Below are 15,125 nucleotides of genomic sequence, written 5' to 3'. Positions count from 1 at the left end.
TTCTCATCCCCAATGACTCAAACCCTGACTCGCTCTCTAACCTTAGCAGAATTTCTAGAGCATCCAGAAAGCAAACCCGCTCTAGAATATATTAATGGAACTATTGTGGAAAAGCCCATGCCCCAAGGTGAACATAGTCGTTTACAATACAAACTCTGTTTGGCAATCAATACAGTTGCCGAAACGGCTAAAATTGCTTGTGCCTTCCCCGAACTGCGCTGTACATTTGGGGGTCGTTCCCTGGTTCCCGATATTGCCGTTTTTCGCTGGGACAGAATCCCCCGAACGGATACCGGGAAAATTGCCAATCATTTTGAACTCTACCCGGATTGGGCCATTGAAATTTTATCGCCAAATCAAAGTAACTCTCAAGTTTTAGATAAACTCTTGCATTGTTCCCAAGCGGGCACAAGTTTGGGATGGTTAATTAATCCCGCAGAAGAAAGTATTTGGGTGATTGGAGAGCATCAACGCATTGACTTATTTACAACTGATGCACAACTGCCGATTTTAGAGGATATTGAGCTACAATTGAGTGTCTCGGAAATTCTGGGTTGGTTAATGCTCTAATCTTTTTTTGACTATGAATGATTTATTTAAAGGATTTGAAGATTTATTAGAACTGGCTAAACGGCTAGAAGAAAAAGCAGAAAAAGGAGAACTCAAAACCGATATTCAATTTCGATCCTTGAGCAATATTCCCCAAAGAGGAAATATGCCCAAGCGTAATCCAAGTCAACCCTCACCAGATGTAATCATTACGCCCCCACCATTGGGAACTGAAGGCAATCAGGAAACATCCCCAAGTTCTGGCAACTTATCCTTAAACCAAATTGGCGGTTTAGAGGAAGTGAAACAGGAATTGCGGGAACTGGTAGAATTGCCCTTAAAACGTCCTGAATTACTGGCGCAATTGGGTCTAGAACCGACGCGGGGAGTGTTATTAGTGGGGCCCCCTGGTACGGGAAAAACTCTGATTGCTCGCTGTCTGGCTGCCGAATTAGGGGTGAATTATATCGCCATTACAGGGCCGGAAATTATGGGTAAATATTATGGGGAATCGGAAGCTCGATTAAGGGAGTTATTTGACAAGGCGGCTCGGAATGCACCTTGTTTAATTTTTATTGATGAAATTGATAGTTTAGCGCCCGATCGCTCCCAAGTGGAAGGAGAAGTAGAAAAGCGGGTGGTTGGTCAACTCTTGGGGTTGATGGATGGCTTTGCGGTGAGTGATTCGGTGGTCGTTTTAGCCGCCACTAACCTGCCCAACCGGCTCGATCCCGCCTTGCGACGGCCGGGAAGATTCGATCGCGAAATTGTCTTTCGAGTCCCCCGAAGTGAGGAGCGGGTGCAGATTCTCCAGATTCTCAGCCAAGGGATGCCCTTAGAGTCTAGCGTCGATTTAGAGGCGATCGCCGCCCGCTCTGTCGGCTTTGTCGGTGCAGACTTAAAAGCCCTCTGTCAAAAAGCAGCCCATCAAGCTCTACGTCGCCAAGTGCCCACCCCAGACACCCAACCCACCGCCCCCTTAACCATTAATAGCGATGATTTTGACCAAGCCTTAAGCGCCATTAAACCCGCCGTATTGCGCTCTGTAGAAGTGGAGTCTCCCCAAGTCGCTTGGCAGGATATTGGCGGCTTAGACGAGATTAAACAGCTCTTGCAAGAGTCTGTTGAAGGGCAACTGCTCTATCCGGAACTGTATCAAAAAACGCAAGCCAAAGCGCCCAAAGGCATCTTACTGATGGGAGAACCCGGAACCGGTAAAACCCTGCTGGCTAAGGCGATCGCCTCCCAAGCCCAAGCCAACTTTATCGCCATTTCCGGGCCAGAGCTGCTCAGTCGTTGGGTAGGAGCCTCAGAACAAGCCGTGCGCGAACTGTTTGCCAAAGCCAGACAAGCCTCTCCCTGCGTCATTTTCATCGATGAAATTGATACCCTAGCGCCCGCCAGAGGTCAGTATAGCGGCGATTCTGGAGTCGGCGATCGCGTCGTGGGGCAACTGCTGACCGAAATTGACGGCTTATCGGCCACCAAAAACCTGATTCTGATTGCTGCGACCAACCGTCCAGAGGCGATCGATCCCGCCCTCCTCCGTTCCGGCCGTCTCGACCTGCAACTCAAAATCGACCTCCCCGACACCCCCAGTCGCCTCGCCATCCTCCAAGTCCACAACCAAGACCGTCCCCTTTCCGATGTTGACCTCTCCCACTACGCCCAACTCACCCAAGAATGGAGCGGCGCAGATCTGGCCCTTCTAAGTAACCAAGCAGCCTTGCAAGCCATCCGCCGTTTCCGCACCCTCAACCAACCCGTAAGCGAACTCTATATTACCCGCGACGACTTCCAGCAAGCCTACACCGAACTGAAAACTCTCAGGGGATTATAAGATAGGGAACGGTAAGAATGCTAACCGCTATTTGATGTTACAATCGCAATCAGAATTACAGACCAATCCTGGGTTTTAAACATTCATTTGGGAGGCAAAAATAGATGACTGCAACAGTGTCACCAACATTACTCAGCCCTTTTAGCTTACGAGGATTGCCCCTAAAAAATCGCGTAATCCTGGCCCCCATGACTCGCGGCCGTGCAGGTTCAGAACGGATTCCCAACACTTTGATGGCTGAATATTATGCTCAACGGGCCTCTGCGGGTTTAATTATAACCGAGGCAACAGTTATTTCGCAACAAGCCAATGGATGGGTAAATTCACCTGGGATTTACTCAGAGGAACAAATGGAAGGCTGGAAACAAGTTGTTGATGCCATTCATGCTCAAGGAGGACTCATTTTTCTACAACTTTGGCATTGCGGACGAGCCTCCCATAGTAGTTTTCAGGAAAACGGTCAATTACCCGTTGCCCCTTCAGCCATTAAACTCAATGGAGAGTACGTTCATACTCCAATTGGCAAACAACCTTACGAAACCCCTCGCGCTTTAGAAACAGAGGAAATCCCCAAAATTGTAGAAGACTATCGTCGAGCAGCAGAACGTGCTAAAGATGCTGGATTTGATGGGGTAGAAATTCACGCTGCCAATGGCTATTTAATCGACCAATTTCTGCAATCTAAAACTAACCATCGGACTGATCGTTATGGTGGGAGTTTGGAAAACCGATATCGCTTTCTCCAAGAAATTGTTGAATCCGTTCTCACCGTTTGGTCGGCAGATCGAGTAGGGGTCAGACTAGCCCCCAATGGCAATTTTAATGATATGGGGTCGCCAGACTTTCGAGAAACCTTTCTTTACATCGCTCACCAGTTGAATCATTACCAATTAGCTTACCTCCATGTAATGGATGGTTTAGCCTTTGGTTTTCACGAATTAGGAGAACCGATGACGTTGGCAGAATTTCGAGCAGTATTTACAGCACCACTGATCGGAAATTGTGGGTATACTCAAGACACTGCTGAAGTTGCCATTAAAGAGGGACATGCCGATTTAATTGCTTTTGGGCGACCCTTTATTAGCAATCCTGATTTAGTAGAGCGTTTTGCTAATAGTTGGCCCCTGAATCCCGAAGCCAATATAAACATTTGGTTTTCGTTTGACAAAGAAGGTTACACGGACTTTCCAAACTATAGTTGATGTTGAGCGGCGGTTCTGTCCTGTTTTTCATCCGCGAAACTAAAGAGATCGAGAGGGAAATTAAGATCTTGATTTGAGAAGGCCGCTCGGAATTCGCCTTTCCTCACTTTTATTGATGAAATTGATATAAAAACCCTGCGAGGATTTGCACTTCCTCAATAATGGGTCATATCATGAACTCTTTTGAGGCTCAAACCCTCTCTATCTCATCTAACTTGCGCTTTACTTCTTGAATATCCTGCCACATTAACCACTTGGGTTTTCCCGGTTCGCGGGAAGGATTTCGTAGTAAATAAGCCGGGTGAAAAATGGGCATACAAAACCGTTCTTGCCAGTCAAACCACTGACCGCGAATTTTGCTAATTCCTCGTTTCTCTCCGAGGATACCCTGAACAGCAGTTGCACCGGTTAATAAAATGATTTTGGGATTGACTAGGCGGATTTGTTCTAACAAATAAGGTTTACAAGCATCCATTTCTGGTGCGGTGGGTTTACGATTTCCTGGAGGACGACATTTATTCATATTGCAAATATAAATATCGCGTTGACTATCTAAGTTTACTGAAGCCAAAATTTTGTCTAATAACTGACCCGATTTGCCCACAAAAGGTAAGCCTTGCTCGTCTTCATTTTGTCCAGGAGCTTCTCCGACAATCATTAAAGGTGCTTGAGGATTTCCCCTGTGAATAACAGCATGGGTGCGGTTTTGTCCTAATTCGCAACGCTGACACTGTTGGCAATGCTGTGTGAGTGCATCTAGGGTTGGATAGGTTCCTGGGGGAATGGGAATTTTACTATCTTTGGGAATGGATTCTAGGGAAGAAAACCCAGAATTGCTGGCAATACTTGAGTTATCAAATAGGTTAAGTTGTTCTGGATTAGACATTTCAATTAACAATTAACAATACTAAAATGAGGCAATAAAGGAGTGCGAGCATCTTGCTCGCTGTTGTGTGCCCTAGCGAGCAAGATGCTCGCATTCCTAAAGCACCAAATTAGCACGGTCACGGCACTACTGGACTATTTTAGGATCGGGGCAAGATTTAGCTATTCATCATTACCAAGGATACTGGCTAGGAGGGCTTTTTGGGCGTGCATCCGATTTTCGGCTTGATCCCATAGACGAGATTGGGAACATTCCATTACTTCATCGGTAATTTCTTCACCGCGATGGGCGGGTAAACAATGAAGTACAATCGCTTCAGGATCGGCTAATTTTAATAGCTCCGAATTGACCTGATAGGGCTTGAATAAGGGGATACGTTCTCTGGCTTCTTTTTCTTGTCCCATACTTGCCCAAACATCGGTATATAAAGCATGGCATCCTTGGGCGGCTTCTTGGGCATTGTGGGTAATGATGACTTCGGTTTTGTCACCGGCAAATTCTTTGGCTTGAGCGACAATTTCTGGGTTGGGTTCATAGTCGGCATTGGGTACGGCAATGCGGATATTCATGCCCATCATGGCGCAACCGAGTAAGAGGGAATGGGCGACATTATTGCCATCGCCAAAATAGGATAGGGTTTTGCCTTCGCAAGTTCCAAAACATTCTTGAATGGTGAGTAAGTCGGCGAAGATTTGGCAAGGATGTTCTAAGTCGGTGAGGGCATTGATAATGGGAATTCCGGCATCTTTTGCATAGTCTTCTAATTCTTGTTGTGCAAAGGTGCGAATGGCGAGAATGTCTAAATAACGCCCTAAAACTCTGGCTGTATCAGCGACGGGTTCGCCGCGACTGACTTGGGTAACGCTGGGATTCATGTCAATGACTTGACCGCCGAGTTGATACATGGCGACGGTGAAGCTGACGCGGGTACGGGTTGAGGCTTTGGTGAATAGGAGTCCGAGAATTTTACGACAAGTCCAACTGATTTCTCCGGATTTGAGTTGAGCGGCAAAGGTTAAGAGTTCGTGCAGTTCGGCAACGGTTAAGTCAGCAACGCTTAATAGGTTTCTTCCTTTTAAGGCTTCCATGAAAATCTCCACAAAATGATAGTGTACAGGGAATGGGGAATGGGGAATGGGGAATAGGGAATAGGGAGTAGGGAATGGGGAATAGGGAGTAGGGAATGGGGAATAGGCAAGAGGCAAAAGGTAATAGGTAATAGGTAATAGGTAATAGGTTATCCTCCCCATCTCCCCATCTCCCCATCTCCCCATCTCCCCATCTCCCCATCTCCCTATCTCCCCATTACCCTTTCTGAGGGAACCAATCTTTTAGGGTGATGCCGCCAAAAACGGCGGCTAGGATGATTAATGCTCCGATGCCGATGGGACTGGGAACCCAAAAAATGACTTCTAGGTGATTGATTTCTCCGGCTTGGAGTGTCCAAATGAGTTGATGCTTTTCGGGGTCTGAGATGGGGGTGAGACTGTTTTCGGCTTCGGTGATGGGTTTAGCGCTCCAAGGGGTGGTGAGGGCAAATTCTAGGTCGAAGAGGGAACCGGGACTGACGAGAACGTTACCTTCTGAGGATAGGACGGCGAGCGATCGCAAGTCTACTTCCATTTCTAGATGGTTGCGAATGGCGACCCAAAAGTTATTTTGGGCAAGACTCAATTCTGAGGTCAGTTGGGGTAGAGTCTCATCTTCTGGTTGGGTTTGGGGATTAGTGGGGTTAAAAAACTCGTTAAATTTCGAGGCTAGGTCTGCGCCATTGTAAAAGGGGATGGTGACGAGCAGTTCCCGGTCGGAAATGCGTTGGGTTTTGCCTCGCAATTTCCGGGTGCGCTCTTGCAAGCTTTCTAACCATTGTTCGGCGACGACTTGACTGAAATCGTGCAGGCGATCGGAGATTTGCACCCGTTGCACCATTTCTCCGTAGGTTTGGCTTTGAAAGTTTACCCCCACATCGTACTTAACGCACCCGGTGAGGGCGATCGCCACTATTAAATATAACGGCCAGAAAATCCGCACAATCGATCGATGTTTTCCCATGATTTGCTCTATCTTGTGTTGGCACTTTTCCCATTATCCCCCTATCCTAAGCCAATCCATCCCCCAATCATGAAGGCGATCGCCGCAACTAAAGCCACCCACAGAAAGCGATTATCCTCTGTTTCCACTGAAGAGAGATCCACCGGTTCTAGCTCCTCTTTGGGCTTGGGAGGCTTTACCTGAGTGACTCCCGTTCCTCGACGATAAAGGCGATCGCTCTCATCCATAGCCGATAGATCGGGAATCGTGGTATTCCATTCCGAACGGCGCATGAGCTGGGGAGCCTTCAAAATCTCCAATAAGCGCCGCGCTTGTTTGCGGGTATGCCAGTCGGGATGATGTTCTAGGGTCTCACATAAGGATAAGGCTTCGGTACGCTCTCCGACAGCTTCATAGGCGGTGACTAACCAAATCTGCACTTCACCTCCGAGGGGTGAAGATTTGGCGACTTGGCTTTTGGCGGCTTCTAAAGCGGCGATCGCCTCCCGATAGTCCCCCCGCTCAAAAGCTTGTTTGCCTCTTTCTAACGTTTCCATTCTCCCTCCCTAAGCCAAAATCATCGACCCAATTCCCGTATCTGTTAGCACCTCCAACAGCAAGGAATGAGGAACTCGGCCATCTACAATATGGGTCGCTTTTACCCCTTGAGCCAAACTACGGACACAACATTGAACTTTAGGAATCATCCCACCCGCCACAATTCCCACCTCAATTAGGCGGCGAGCTTCCTGAATATCCAGGCGCTCGATCAGGGTGGAGGGGTCTTTATAGTCTCTCAAAATACCGGCTGTATCGGTTAACAAAATCAGTTTTTCTGCCGATAAAGAGGCGGCCAACTCCCCGGCTACAGTATCGGCATTAATGTTATAGGCTTGTCCTTGGCTATCTGCCGCCACACTAGAAATGACGGGAATATAACCATTTTCTAGCAGGGGTTTTAGCACTTTTGTGTTGATGCTGCTCACTTCTCCCACAAATCCAATCCCTTCTTGACCTTGGGGACGAGCGGTAATCAAGTTACCATCTTTACCGCATAAACCGATCGCCTGACCCCCAGCTTGGCTAATTAAAGAGACAATTTCCTTATTCACCCGCCCCACTAACACCATTTCCACCACATCCATGGTCGGTGCATCAGTGACCCGCAGGCCGTTCTTAAATTGGGGTTCGATACCTAATTTGCCCAACCAGGTATTAATTTCTGGCCCTCCCCCATGGACTAGCACGGGACGCACCCCGACACAGGAGAGAAAGACGACATCGCGCATCACTTTATCTTTAAGGGCGCTATCTTTCATGGCAGCTCCCCCGTATTTAATCACGACCGTGCGGCCGGCAAATTTCTGGATATAGGGGAGGGCTTCACTTAGGACGCGAACGCGGGTGGGTTCATCGAGGTGGGCAGTTGCTTCTGTGGACATAAATCGATTCCTTGATGTAACAAAGGTCTGATTGTGGATGAAAGCCGAGTGGCTCAACTGTTACAGCACTTTACGCTTTTTCGAGGGACATCTCTATCCCCCCAACCCCCCTTAAAAAAGGGGGCAGTCAAAGTCCCCCTTTTTTAAGGGGGATTTAGGGGGATCAAAACCTACTGTCCATCAATACAGCCAAAGCGCTGTAATTGTGAATCGGCTAACAATATAGTAATGATACAGCAACAACAAGCAGCTAATTGAAGATATCTCCTCAATAAATTGGCTTTGCTAATACAGTCTGCTGCCCAACCAGTCTATTCCATCGCTTCGGTGACTTCATCCAACGGTAAGTCGAGGACTTCGGCAATTTGTTGGGCAGTTAAACCGAGTTGGCTTAATTTAGAGACAGTATTTGATTTAGTTAGATGCAATACATTCTCGACTGTTGTGTTGGTCGGTCTTTGGTTTTGTAGAGTTGATTCGGTATTGACGACATCCCAGTTTTCTAATTCTGTAGCTTCGGGATTGGGGCAAAGATTGAGGTTTCCAATCTGAACTGGATTACCGATAATCTGGTGTTGAGAATTAGAGAATCCTAAACGTGCTATCGTGGCGCAAAAATTAGACTTGTTTAATTCTTCTCCTAAAATATCCGATAAAATTTGCCAGAGTTCGTATGCCTTATCTTTGGCATGACCGGTGCTGCATTGATACTTTTTAGCAATTTCCTCGTACTTCTTGCTATTGAGGACTCCCTTCAATATTTCTAGCTTAAACGATATAGCAAATCTGAAGATAGAGACAGTTGTCTCTTACACTATGAAAGAGAGAAATCGTTATGGGATAAGGGTTTTATCCTCAGTGAAGACATCCGTCTTACACTCTCTCTTTCATTTTGAAAGAGAGACTCGCCTTTTCCCTCGATCAAGGCGATCGCTCATTGAGCCAATAACGCCGCCACCGATTCTGTCCCTCATAGCGAATTCGCTGCGCCTTGACCAGTTCAGCAATCGTGCGATAGAGCTTCATATATTCAACTTCCGGCGCAATTCGGCGATGGATCTCCCTACTACTAGAGCCTGGATAATGACGTAAATCCTCTAAAATCAGAGCTTTGAGGCGGTGAGGCTCGATTCTTTGCAACGTTGTCCTGAGATAGACTTGAGCAGATCGCAGTAAGTTAGGATCGACAGAGTAACGAGTCCCTTTCGTTTGTCCAGTTTGTTTGATTAAGTTGAACTCTAACAACCGACCGAGCCAGGAAGTTAGAGGCTGTCCTTCTGAGAGAGAAAGTTGCTGGGAGAGTTCGCGGGTGCTGAGACTTTCCTGTTGGGCCAGCAGTCCTAGGGTGATTTTTTCCCGTTGGGTGAGTTGGTATTGCCGATCGCCAATCGCCAGTAAATTAATTACCTCTTGTTTCAAGATTTGTCGATAAATGGTGACGGATACGCGATCGCTGCCTTCTTGGAGTACGGGTAGCTTGCGCCCTTGGGAGAGCAGGATTTCATAGATTTTGTCGAAGCCGCTACCTTCCCGTTCCATCAGTTTGAGGTCGTGGAACATACGGGCGAGGTTTTCGTTACGGCGAACGGTGGTGTGGAGGACGTTTTGGGGAGTGACACCGAGGGGCAGGGGGCCGGGATTAACGATTTGTAGGCGATCGGGAAAGAGGTTAAGAAAGATATCACCCCGTTGGGTGTAAGGACGGTGAACCAATGCATTTACTAACAGTTCCCGCACAACGGCTTCATCGTAGAGGGGGAGGGTTTGGCGAAATAAACCGTCGGGGAGTTCGTAGCGTTCGCGGAAGTCGGGAATTGCTGTCCAGACGGCTTCGACGAGTTCAATGGGGGAGAGGGAAAAGTCATCCCACAGGAGCTTATTCACCTTTTGCTCCTGTTGGTCGTATTTGAGGAATTGTACTACGGGAGCTGTGCCTAAGCGGGCGCGATCGCCCCGTTGACCGATACAAAGAATACCGAGGTTAGTGAGCCAGTCGTCTTGGGCGAGGAAGTAGTGATCCAGGAGTTCGGTATCAGTTTTTTCTTTGACCGAGGGTTTGACGCGATCGGAGCTACGGATACCGTGACAGAAGGCTTGGAGTTTGGCGGGGTCGATGCGATCGCGGGGTACTTGCTGGGTGGTGAGGGTTTCCCAAGGGGCGGTGGGGCGTTCGTTGATCAACCGCAGGATATCATCACCCAGGACGGGTTTACAGGTATCGGCAACCCGCAGGTAATAGCGGCCATCGCTGGTGGAGGCGACGTTAGGGGAGCGGGAAATGGTGATGTGCAGATATTGGCCACCATTGGGGGCAGTTTCGATCCGGGGGGCGAGGGTGACGTTGAGGGTGAGTTCGTTGATGCGCTTGCTAATTTTTTCGATCCAGTGGGAGGAGATGGTTTGCCCGTCGGGGGGTTGGGTTTCACCGTCTTCAATGCCGATCCGGATCGCACCACCTCTGGCATTGGCAAAGCATACGCAGTCTTTGGCTAGTTCTTGCCAGTCGGGGTTTTTGCTCAAGAATTTGAGGGATTTTTGGTCATATTCTTGGGTCTCAAGGGTCATAGTCGCTCAACTGTTAATTCTGAACAGAATCGGTCTTCAAAATCCGAGGCAGTTGGGTAAGCACCCTGTCAGCCACTTGTTCGGGGGACTCAGCACCGGTGAGATTCACCTGTAGATCGGCTTGTGCATAGAGATGTTGACGGCGATCGCACAATGTTTGTAGAGTTTCTAGGGGATTTTCCGTTTTTAAGAGGGGTCGCGTGTCATCGGTTTTGAGGCGATCGTAGAGGACTTCTGGCGGCACATCAAGCCAAACCACAATCCCATGGCGCATATAGCCCCAATTTTCCGGTTTCAGCACGATACCCCCACCAGTCGAAATCACAGAGCGCAACTGAGCCGATAATTGGGACAGGATCTGGGTTTCCAGTTGCCGAAATGTTTCTTCTCCCTGAGTGGCAAACAATTGGGGAATATCCATCCCTGCCACTCGTTCAATCAAGGTATCGGTATCAAAAAAGCGATAATTGAGCCGTTGGGCTAACTCCTGACCCACTGTAGTTTTACCAACCCCCATCATGCCAACGAGGAAAAGGCTACAGTGTTTAAGGGGGTTGTTCATGGGTCAAGGGTAGAAGCAGAATGTACAGTAGAATTACTCTGGATCTAGGATACCGGTAAATTTCACCGAATGGGTAAGAAAATCGTCATCACATTGCCTTGCTTAGGTCTTTGGCGAATCAGCAATTTTCCGCCGATCGCCTCAAACAAATTCTTAGTTACACTCAAATTAAGGCTCAAGTTCCCAGTTTCTGGTTGAAACATCAAAACCTGACCCAAAGCCTTAAAGGGAGATAAATTAGAGCAAGCTTGAGCCGTTTCTGAAATTAATTGCAGTTTCAGTTGACTGCCTGCGGGGGTGACTTCCACTTGTACATGGGAACCAGTCGGTACGGTTGAAGTAAAATTTTGAATCACATTGGTTAACACCTGATCCAAAAGATTGGGGTCGCTGACGACCGTAGGCGTATGTTGGGGTAAAATCACATCCAAGGTCACATTCCGACGACTGGCTTGTTTTTGCCACCGAGGAATACTCTCTTGAAAGACTTGGGACAAAGACGTTGAGGTGAGATGGGTGGATTTAGATTGGGTTGGCATGGTTTCCAGTTCCACGGCTCGGAAGATGAGATTAAAGCGATCGATTTGTTCCGTACATTCCCGGTCAATGGTTTGCAGACGCTTGAGGACTTCGGGGGGCAAATTAGAGCGTTTGAGTAAGAGCCGAGTATAGGTGCGAATGGTGGCTAGGGGGGTTTTCACTTCATGGGCGATCGCCTGAAGGAGTTCGAGATCCGGTTGAGGACTAGGGGTTACAGGAGATGAAATCGTATTCTTTTTTTCCTTTTCAGGGGATGGATCGACAGGGGATACCGCCGGTTCAGGGAGATAATGAACCATCAACTGACTAAATGCCATCACCGTTTGATATCCCGGAGCAACGGGGGGAAACTGATGATACAGGAGATCCAGATGTTCGACTTGATCGGGAGTGCCGGTTAAGCAAACTCGCGATCGCAATGCAGCCCAGGCCATTTCCACCTGTTCGGGATCAAAGGAAAACTGAAACCCTAGTTCTCCAGTCTTCTGGGGGGCAATAGCCATCACTAAACTAAATGAAGGGGTTAAGACGAGGGCAAATTGTTCATGGTGGAGGGGATCTTGGGGCAGCAAGAGGGTAGTGGGAGTGAGGGGACAACAGCGCTCATCTGATGAGAAGGGATCGCCATCTTGGGAGAGGCAAACGGAAGAGAGGGGTAAGGAGGCAGCAGGAGGGAGCTGGAATAAGGAAGCGTGTGCTTCTGGAAGCGGTGAAAATAGCCAAGAGGCGATCTGGGGCTGGGGATGTGCCAATATGGGAGAACCGGAGAGGATCAGGCCTTCAGGAGCTAGGTCTTGAGCGAGTAAATCGTTTAAGGCGGCGATCGCCCCACACCAAGATCGTTCTGCTTTATGCTGGTTATTGGCGATCGCGATCGATTCCGATTTGGCTAATATCTCACTTAAGGTTGGCATCATCCACTTAAACATAACCCTTTCCCCAATCTCTGTAAATGCTGACAGATCTTATCTGTGAGGGTATCGATATTTTGAGTTCCTTGACTAGGAGTAGAACCGAATAAACCAGTTGCAATTTCCGGATCTCCCATTCCTTGGGAATAGACTGGAGTTAAAAAAAGCCAGTAGGGGTTTAATTGTCCATCCTTGTTACAATGGGAAGTCGAAACCCTTTAATCTAAACGGTTATGCCCAGAACTCAGCGCAACGATAACTTTATTGATAAGAGCTTTACGGTAATGGCAGACATTATTCTGAAGATTCTGCCCACCAGCAATAAGTCGAAAACGGCCTTTGCTTATTATCGGGATGGGATGTCAGCCCAAGCCGATGGTGAGTATGCGGAAGCTTTGGATAATTATTATGAAGCTTTGGAGTTAGAGGAAGATCCTAACGATCGCAGCTATATTTTGTACAATGTAGGCTTGATTCATGCCAGTAATGGGGAGCATGATAAGGCGATCGACTATTATGAGCAAGCCTTGGAGCTGAATGATAAAATGCCCCAAGCCTTGAATAATATTGCCGTCATCTATCACTATAAGGGCGAACAGACTAAAGCAGCCGGTGATAATGAAACGGCTGAAGAGTTGTTTGATATCGCTGCTGATTATTGGAATCGGGCGATCAAAATGGCTCCCAATAACTATATTGAAGCCCAAAACTGGTTGAAAAATACCGGGCGATCGCAAGGCGAAGTCTTTTTCTAAGTACACTTTTTTGCTGTAGTCTTCCATAATCCCTATGCTCGACCAAGAACAAGTTCATAAAGTTGCCCATCTGGCCCGTTTAGCCCTCACCCCCGAAGAAGAAGCCCAATTAAGTGGCGAACTGAGCCAGATTCTCGAATATGTAGAACAGCTCAATGAGCTAGATACCGAAGGGGTTCCCCCCACCACGCGGGCGATCGAATTAAGTAACATCACCCGCGAAGATTTACTGACTCCGGACGAGTTTCGGGAAGCCCTTTTAGACAATGCCCCCGATCGCGATGGAGACTTTTTCAAAGTTCCCCAAATCCTGAGCGAGTAAATCATTAGCCCTCATCCCCCAACCCCTTCTCCTGTACTCGTCTTGTAGGGGTTTCTGCGAAACCCTGTCGAATCGGGCTTGTGGGCTAGGGGGAAGCAGAGTAAATCAGGTGAGACTTCCCTCAAATCAAGAGGGTTTTGTCCATGATAGACCCTTTTGGTGAGGCGCTCAGGAGTAGACCGTTTGAGGCAACCAGGAGGTAAAATAGAAAAGACCAGCTCATATCCGCTTACTCTAGGTAGATTCAATTAAAGTAGAAATGACGTAATTTATAACCCAAGGACAATTTAGCCCCTTCCACCAAGCCACCTTACCCTGGGGTCAAAGTCCTTGCTACTGCCATGGACAGATATTTCTTTGTTAAGCTCGGCTCTACTCTCTGAATTAAAACCCCTACAAGATAAGCTTAAAAGGGGAGGAAGTTGAGAAAGGCTATATTTTATCTGAGCTAACTGGAGTGCGAAACTTAGTGAGCAACAAAGCGGCAACTGCTACGGCTAAAATGAGCAACAAAAACGTGACCACAACCAACGCTGCACCATAGCCAAAATCGAGATAGCGGCGCACCGTAGCATAGATATAAATAGAGACGGTTTCTGTCGCTCCGGCTGGCCCTCCCCCAGTCATGACTTGGACTAAATCAAAGATACCAAAAGCTTGGGCAAATCGAAACAGGAGGGCGATAATCAGTTGGGGGGTAATTAGGGGGACTGTGATCTGCCAAAAACTCTGCCAAGGGGTGGCTCCATCTATCGCATGGGCTTCATATAAATCGGCTGAAATGGATTGCAAACCAGCTAATAAAATGATGGCGATAAAAGGGGTGGTTTTCCAAACATCGGCGATAATCATGGCAATCATAGCGCGGGTGGGATCGCCGAGCCAAGTAATGGAGGTTTCAATTAAGCCTAAACGGGTGAGTAAATCGTTAACGACTCCATATTGATCGTTAAAAATCCATGCCCAAGCTAACCCCATGACTGCCGTAGGAAGAGACCAGGGAATCAGGGTGAGGGTACGCACAAATCCCCGACCAAAAAAGGCTTGATTGAGGATTAAGGCGATCGCCATCCCTAACGCGACTTCGAGTACAATGGATACAGTCGTAAAAATCGTCGTATTGCCCAGGCTCTGCCAAAACCGCCCATCGCCCCAAAGCCTTTGATAGTTAGCGAAACCGGAAAAAACGGCTTCAAGCTGAGTGCCTAAATTTTCCGTATACAGACTTAACCAAAAGGCGCGGACAATGGGATAAATGAACACTAACCCCAGGATGATCAGGGCAGGCGCAATTAAGATTAAACCGGTCTTTTGGTCTCGTATAGGCGTTTGAGTCATGATTTCTCTGGTTTCTGTCATCGATTTTATCGTAGGGTGGGCAGTAGGAAAAGATCCCCCCTTGCCCCCCTTAAAAAGGGGGGAATAGGAAAGTCCCCCTTTTTAAGGGGGATTTTCCGCAAGCGGACATGAAAATTTGTTAAGAAGCGGGCAAGATGCCCGCACTCCTCGAATTCTTTGAT

15 protein-coding genes are annotated in these 15,125 nt (G+C 47.8%); 5 read left to right on the top strand and 10 right to left on the bottom strand.

Annotated features, from left to right (window positions below):
- The first annotated feature begins 12 nt into the window (after nucleotides 1-12).
- From PMG71_RS22885 to PMG71_RS22875, 3 genes are all read left to right on the top strand, one after another.
- Nucleotides 13-570, top strand: coding sequence for a Uma2 family endonuclease (locus PMG71_RS22885; RefSeq protein WP_283756050.1), 558 nt, complete (start codon nucleotides 13-15; stop codon nucleotides 568-570).
- Nucleotides 571-583: 13 nt separating this feature from the next.
- On the top strand, nucleotides 584-2,389 hold the full coding sequence (locus tag PMG71_RS22880; RefSeq protein ID WP_283756049.1) for an AAA family ATPase: 1,806 nt from the start codon (nucleotides 584-586) through the stop codon (nucleotides 2,387-2,389).
- 104 nt (nucleotides 2,390-2,493) lie between these two features.
- Complete coding sequence (locus tag PMG71_RS22875; protein ID WP_283756048.1) at nucleotides 2,494-3,591, top strand: alkene reductase; 1,098 nt, start codon at nucleotides 2,494-2,496, stop codon at nucleotides 3,589-3,591.
- Between the two features lie 190 nt (nucleotides 3,592-3,781).
- Here the strand turns inward: PMG71_RS22875 and PMG71_RS22870 are convergent, their stop codons facing one another.
- The 9 genes from PMG71_RS22870 to PMG71_RS22830 all read right to left on the bottom strand — a co-directional run bounded on the left by PMG71_RS22870 (nucleotide 3,782) and on the right by PMG71_RS22830 (nucleotide 12,546).
- On the bottom strand, nucleotides 3,782-4,477 hold the full coding sequence (locus PMG71_RS22870) for a uracil-DNA glycosylase (protein WP_283756047.1): 696 nt from the start codon (nucleotides 4,475-4,477) through the stop codon (nucleotides 3,782-3,784).
- A 161-nt stretch (nucleotides 4,478-4,638) separates the two neighbouring features.
- Nucleotides 4,639-5,565, bottom strand: a complete 927-nt coding sequence (argF, locus tag PMG71_RS22865) for an ornithine carbamoyltransferase (RefSeq protein WP_283756046.1) — start codon at nucleotides 5,563-5,565, stop codon at nucleotides 4,639-4,641.
- A gap of 217 nt (nucleotides 5,566-5,782) precedes the next feature.
- Nucleotides 5,783-6,529 (bottom strand): DUF3153 domain-containing protein, encoded by a 747-nt coding sequence (locus PMG71_RS22860; protein WP_283756045.1) that lies wholly within the window; start codon nucleotides 6,527-6,529, stop codon nucleotides 5,783-5,785.
- Between the two features lie 41 nt (nucleotides 6,530-6,570).
- Complete coding sequence (locus PMG71_RS22855) at nucleotides 6,571-7,065, bottom strand: outer membrane protein assembly factor BamD (protein WP_283756044.1); 495 nt, start codon at nucleotides 7,063-7,065, stop codon at nucleotides 6,571-6,573.
- A gap of 9 nt (nucleotides 7,066-7,074) precedes the next feature.
- Complete coding sequence (gene argB / locus PMG71_RS22850) at nucleotides 7,075-7,950, bottom strand: acetylglutamate kinase (protein ID WP_283756043.1); 876 nt, start codon at nucleotides 7,948-7,950, stop codon at nucleotides 7,075-7,077.
- A 311-nt stretch (nucleotides 7,951-8,261) separates the two neighbouring features.
- Nucleotides 8,262-8,708: a helix-turn-helix domain-containing protein gene (locus tag PMG71_RS22845; protein WP_283756042.1), complete on the bottom strand. Its 447-nt coding sequence runs from the start codon at nucleotides 8,706-8,708 to the stop codon at nucleotides 8,262-8,264.
- A 163-nt stretch (nucleotides 8,709-8,871) separates the two neighbouring features.
- On the bottom strand, nucleotides 8,872-10,515 hold the full coding sequence (locus PMG71_RS22840) for an ATP-binding protein (protein WP_283756041.1): 1,644 nt from the start codon (nucleotides 10,513-10,515) through the stop codon (nucleotides 8,872-8,874).
- 13 nt (nucleotides 10,516-10,528) lie between these two features.
- Entirely contained in the window at nucleotides 10,529-11,077 is a 549-nt protein-coding gene (locus PMG71_RS22835; protein WP_283756040.1) for a shikimate kinase, read from the bottom strand.
- A gap of 62 nt (nucleotides 11,078-11,139) precedes the next feature.
- A complete protein-coding gene (locus PMG71_RS22830) occupies nucleotides 11,140-12,546 on the bottom strand; it encodes a sensor histidine kinase (protein WP_283756039.1) in 1,407 nt (468 codons plus the stop codon).
- Nucleotides 12,547-12,761: 215 nt separating this feature from the next.
- On the opposite strand from PMG71_RS22830, the gene PMG71_RS22825 reads away from it, so the two are divergent.
- Together PMG71_RS22825 and gatC are read left to right on the top strand one after the other, a co-directional pair.
- A complete protein-coding gene (locus PMG71_RS22825; protein WP_283756038.1) occupies nucleotides 12,762-13,283 on the top strand; it encodes a photosystem I assembly protein Ycf3 in 522 nt (173 codons plus the stop codon).
- Between the two features lie 34 nt (nucleotides 13,284-13,317).
- Entirely contained in the window at nucleotides 13,318-13,605 is a 288-nt protein-coding gene (gatC, locus tag PMG71_RS22820) for an Asp-tRNA(Asn)/Glu-tRNA(Gln) amidotransferase subunit GatC (RefSeq protein WP_283756037.1), read from the top strand.
- Between the two features lie 432 nt (nucleotides 13,606-14,037).
- On the opposite strand, the gene PMG71_RS22815 is transcribed toward gatC, so the two are convergent.
- On the bottom strand, nucleotides 14,038-14,943 hold the full coding sequence (locus tag PMG71_RS22815; protein ID WP_347179379.1) for a carbohydrate ABC transporter permease: 906 nt from the start codon (nucleotides 14,941-14,943) through the stop codon (nucleotides 14,038-14,040).
- Nucleotides 14,944-15,125: the final 182 nt, after the last annotated feature.

Source organism: Roseofilum acuticapitatum BLCC-M154 (assembly GCF_030068475.1).
Lineage (GTDB): Bacteria > Cyanobacteriota > Cyanobacteriia > Cyanobacteriales > Desertifilaceae > Roseofilum > Roseofilum acuticapitatum.
Note: the sequence above shows the minus strand (reverse complement) of the source record. Positions and strands in the feature narration are given on the sequence as shown.

Bases quoted from the DNA above. Each gene is read 5' to 3' on its own strand.
- PMG71_RS22885 (WP_283756050.1), top strand. From the start codon at position 13: ATGACTCAAACCCTGACTCGCTCTCTAACCTTAGCAGAATTTCTAGAG.
- PMG71_RS22880 (WP_283756049.1), top strand. From the start codon at position 584: ATGAATGATTTATTTAAAGGATTTGAAGATTTATTAGAACTGGCTAAA.
- PMG71_RS22875 (WP_283756048.1), top strand. From the start codon at position 2,494: ATGACTGCAACAGTGTCACCAACATTACTCAGCCCTTTTAGCTTACGA.
- PMG71_RS22870 (WP_283756047.1), bottom strand. From the start codon at position 4,477: ATGTCTAATCCAGAACAACTTAACCTATTTGATAACTCAAGTATTGCC.
- argF (WP_283756046.1), bottom strand. From the start codon at position 5,565: ATGGAAGCCTTAAAAGGAAGAAACCTATTAAGCGTTGCTGACTTAACC.
- PMG71_RS22860 (WP_283756045.1), bottom strand. From the start codon at position 6,529: ATGGGAAAACATCGATCGATTGTGCGGATTTTCTGGCCGTTATATTTA.
- PMG71_RS22855 (WP_283756044.1), bottom strand. From the start codon at position 7,065: ATGGAAACGTTAGAAAGAGGCAAACAAGCTTTTGAGCGGGGGGACTAT.
- argB (WP_283756043.1), bottom strand. From the start codon at position 7,950: ATGTCCACAGAAGCAACTGCCCACCTCGATGAACCCACCCGCGTTCGC.
- PMG71_RS22840 (WP_283756041.1), bottom strand. From the start codon at position 10,515: ATGACCCTTGAGACCCAAGAATATGACCAAAAATCCCTCAAATTCTTG.
- PMG71_RS22835 (WP_283756040.1), bottom strand. From the start codon at position 11,077: ATGAACAACCCCCTTAAACACTGTAGCCTTTTCCTCGTTGGCATGATG.
- PMG71_RS22830 (WP_283756039.1), bottom strand. From the start codon at position 12,546: ATGTTTAAGTGGATGATGCCAACCTTAAGTGAGATATTAGCCAAATCG.
- PMG71_RS22825 (WP_283756038.1), top strand. From the start codon at position 12,762: ATGCCCAGAACTCAGCGCAACGATAACTTTATTGATAAGAGCTTTACG.
- gatC (WP_283756037.1), top strand. From the start codon at position 13,318: ATGCTCGACCAAGAACAAGTTCATAAAGTTGCCCATCTGGCCCGTTTA.
- PMG71_RS22815 (WP_347179379.1), bottom strand. From the start codon at position 14,943: ATGACTCAAACGCCTATACGAGACCAAAAGACCGGTTTAATCTTAATT.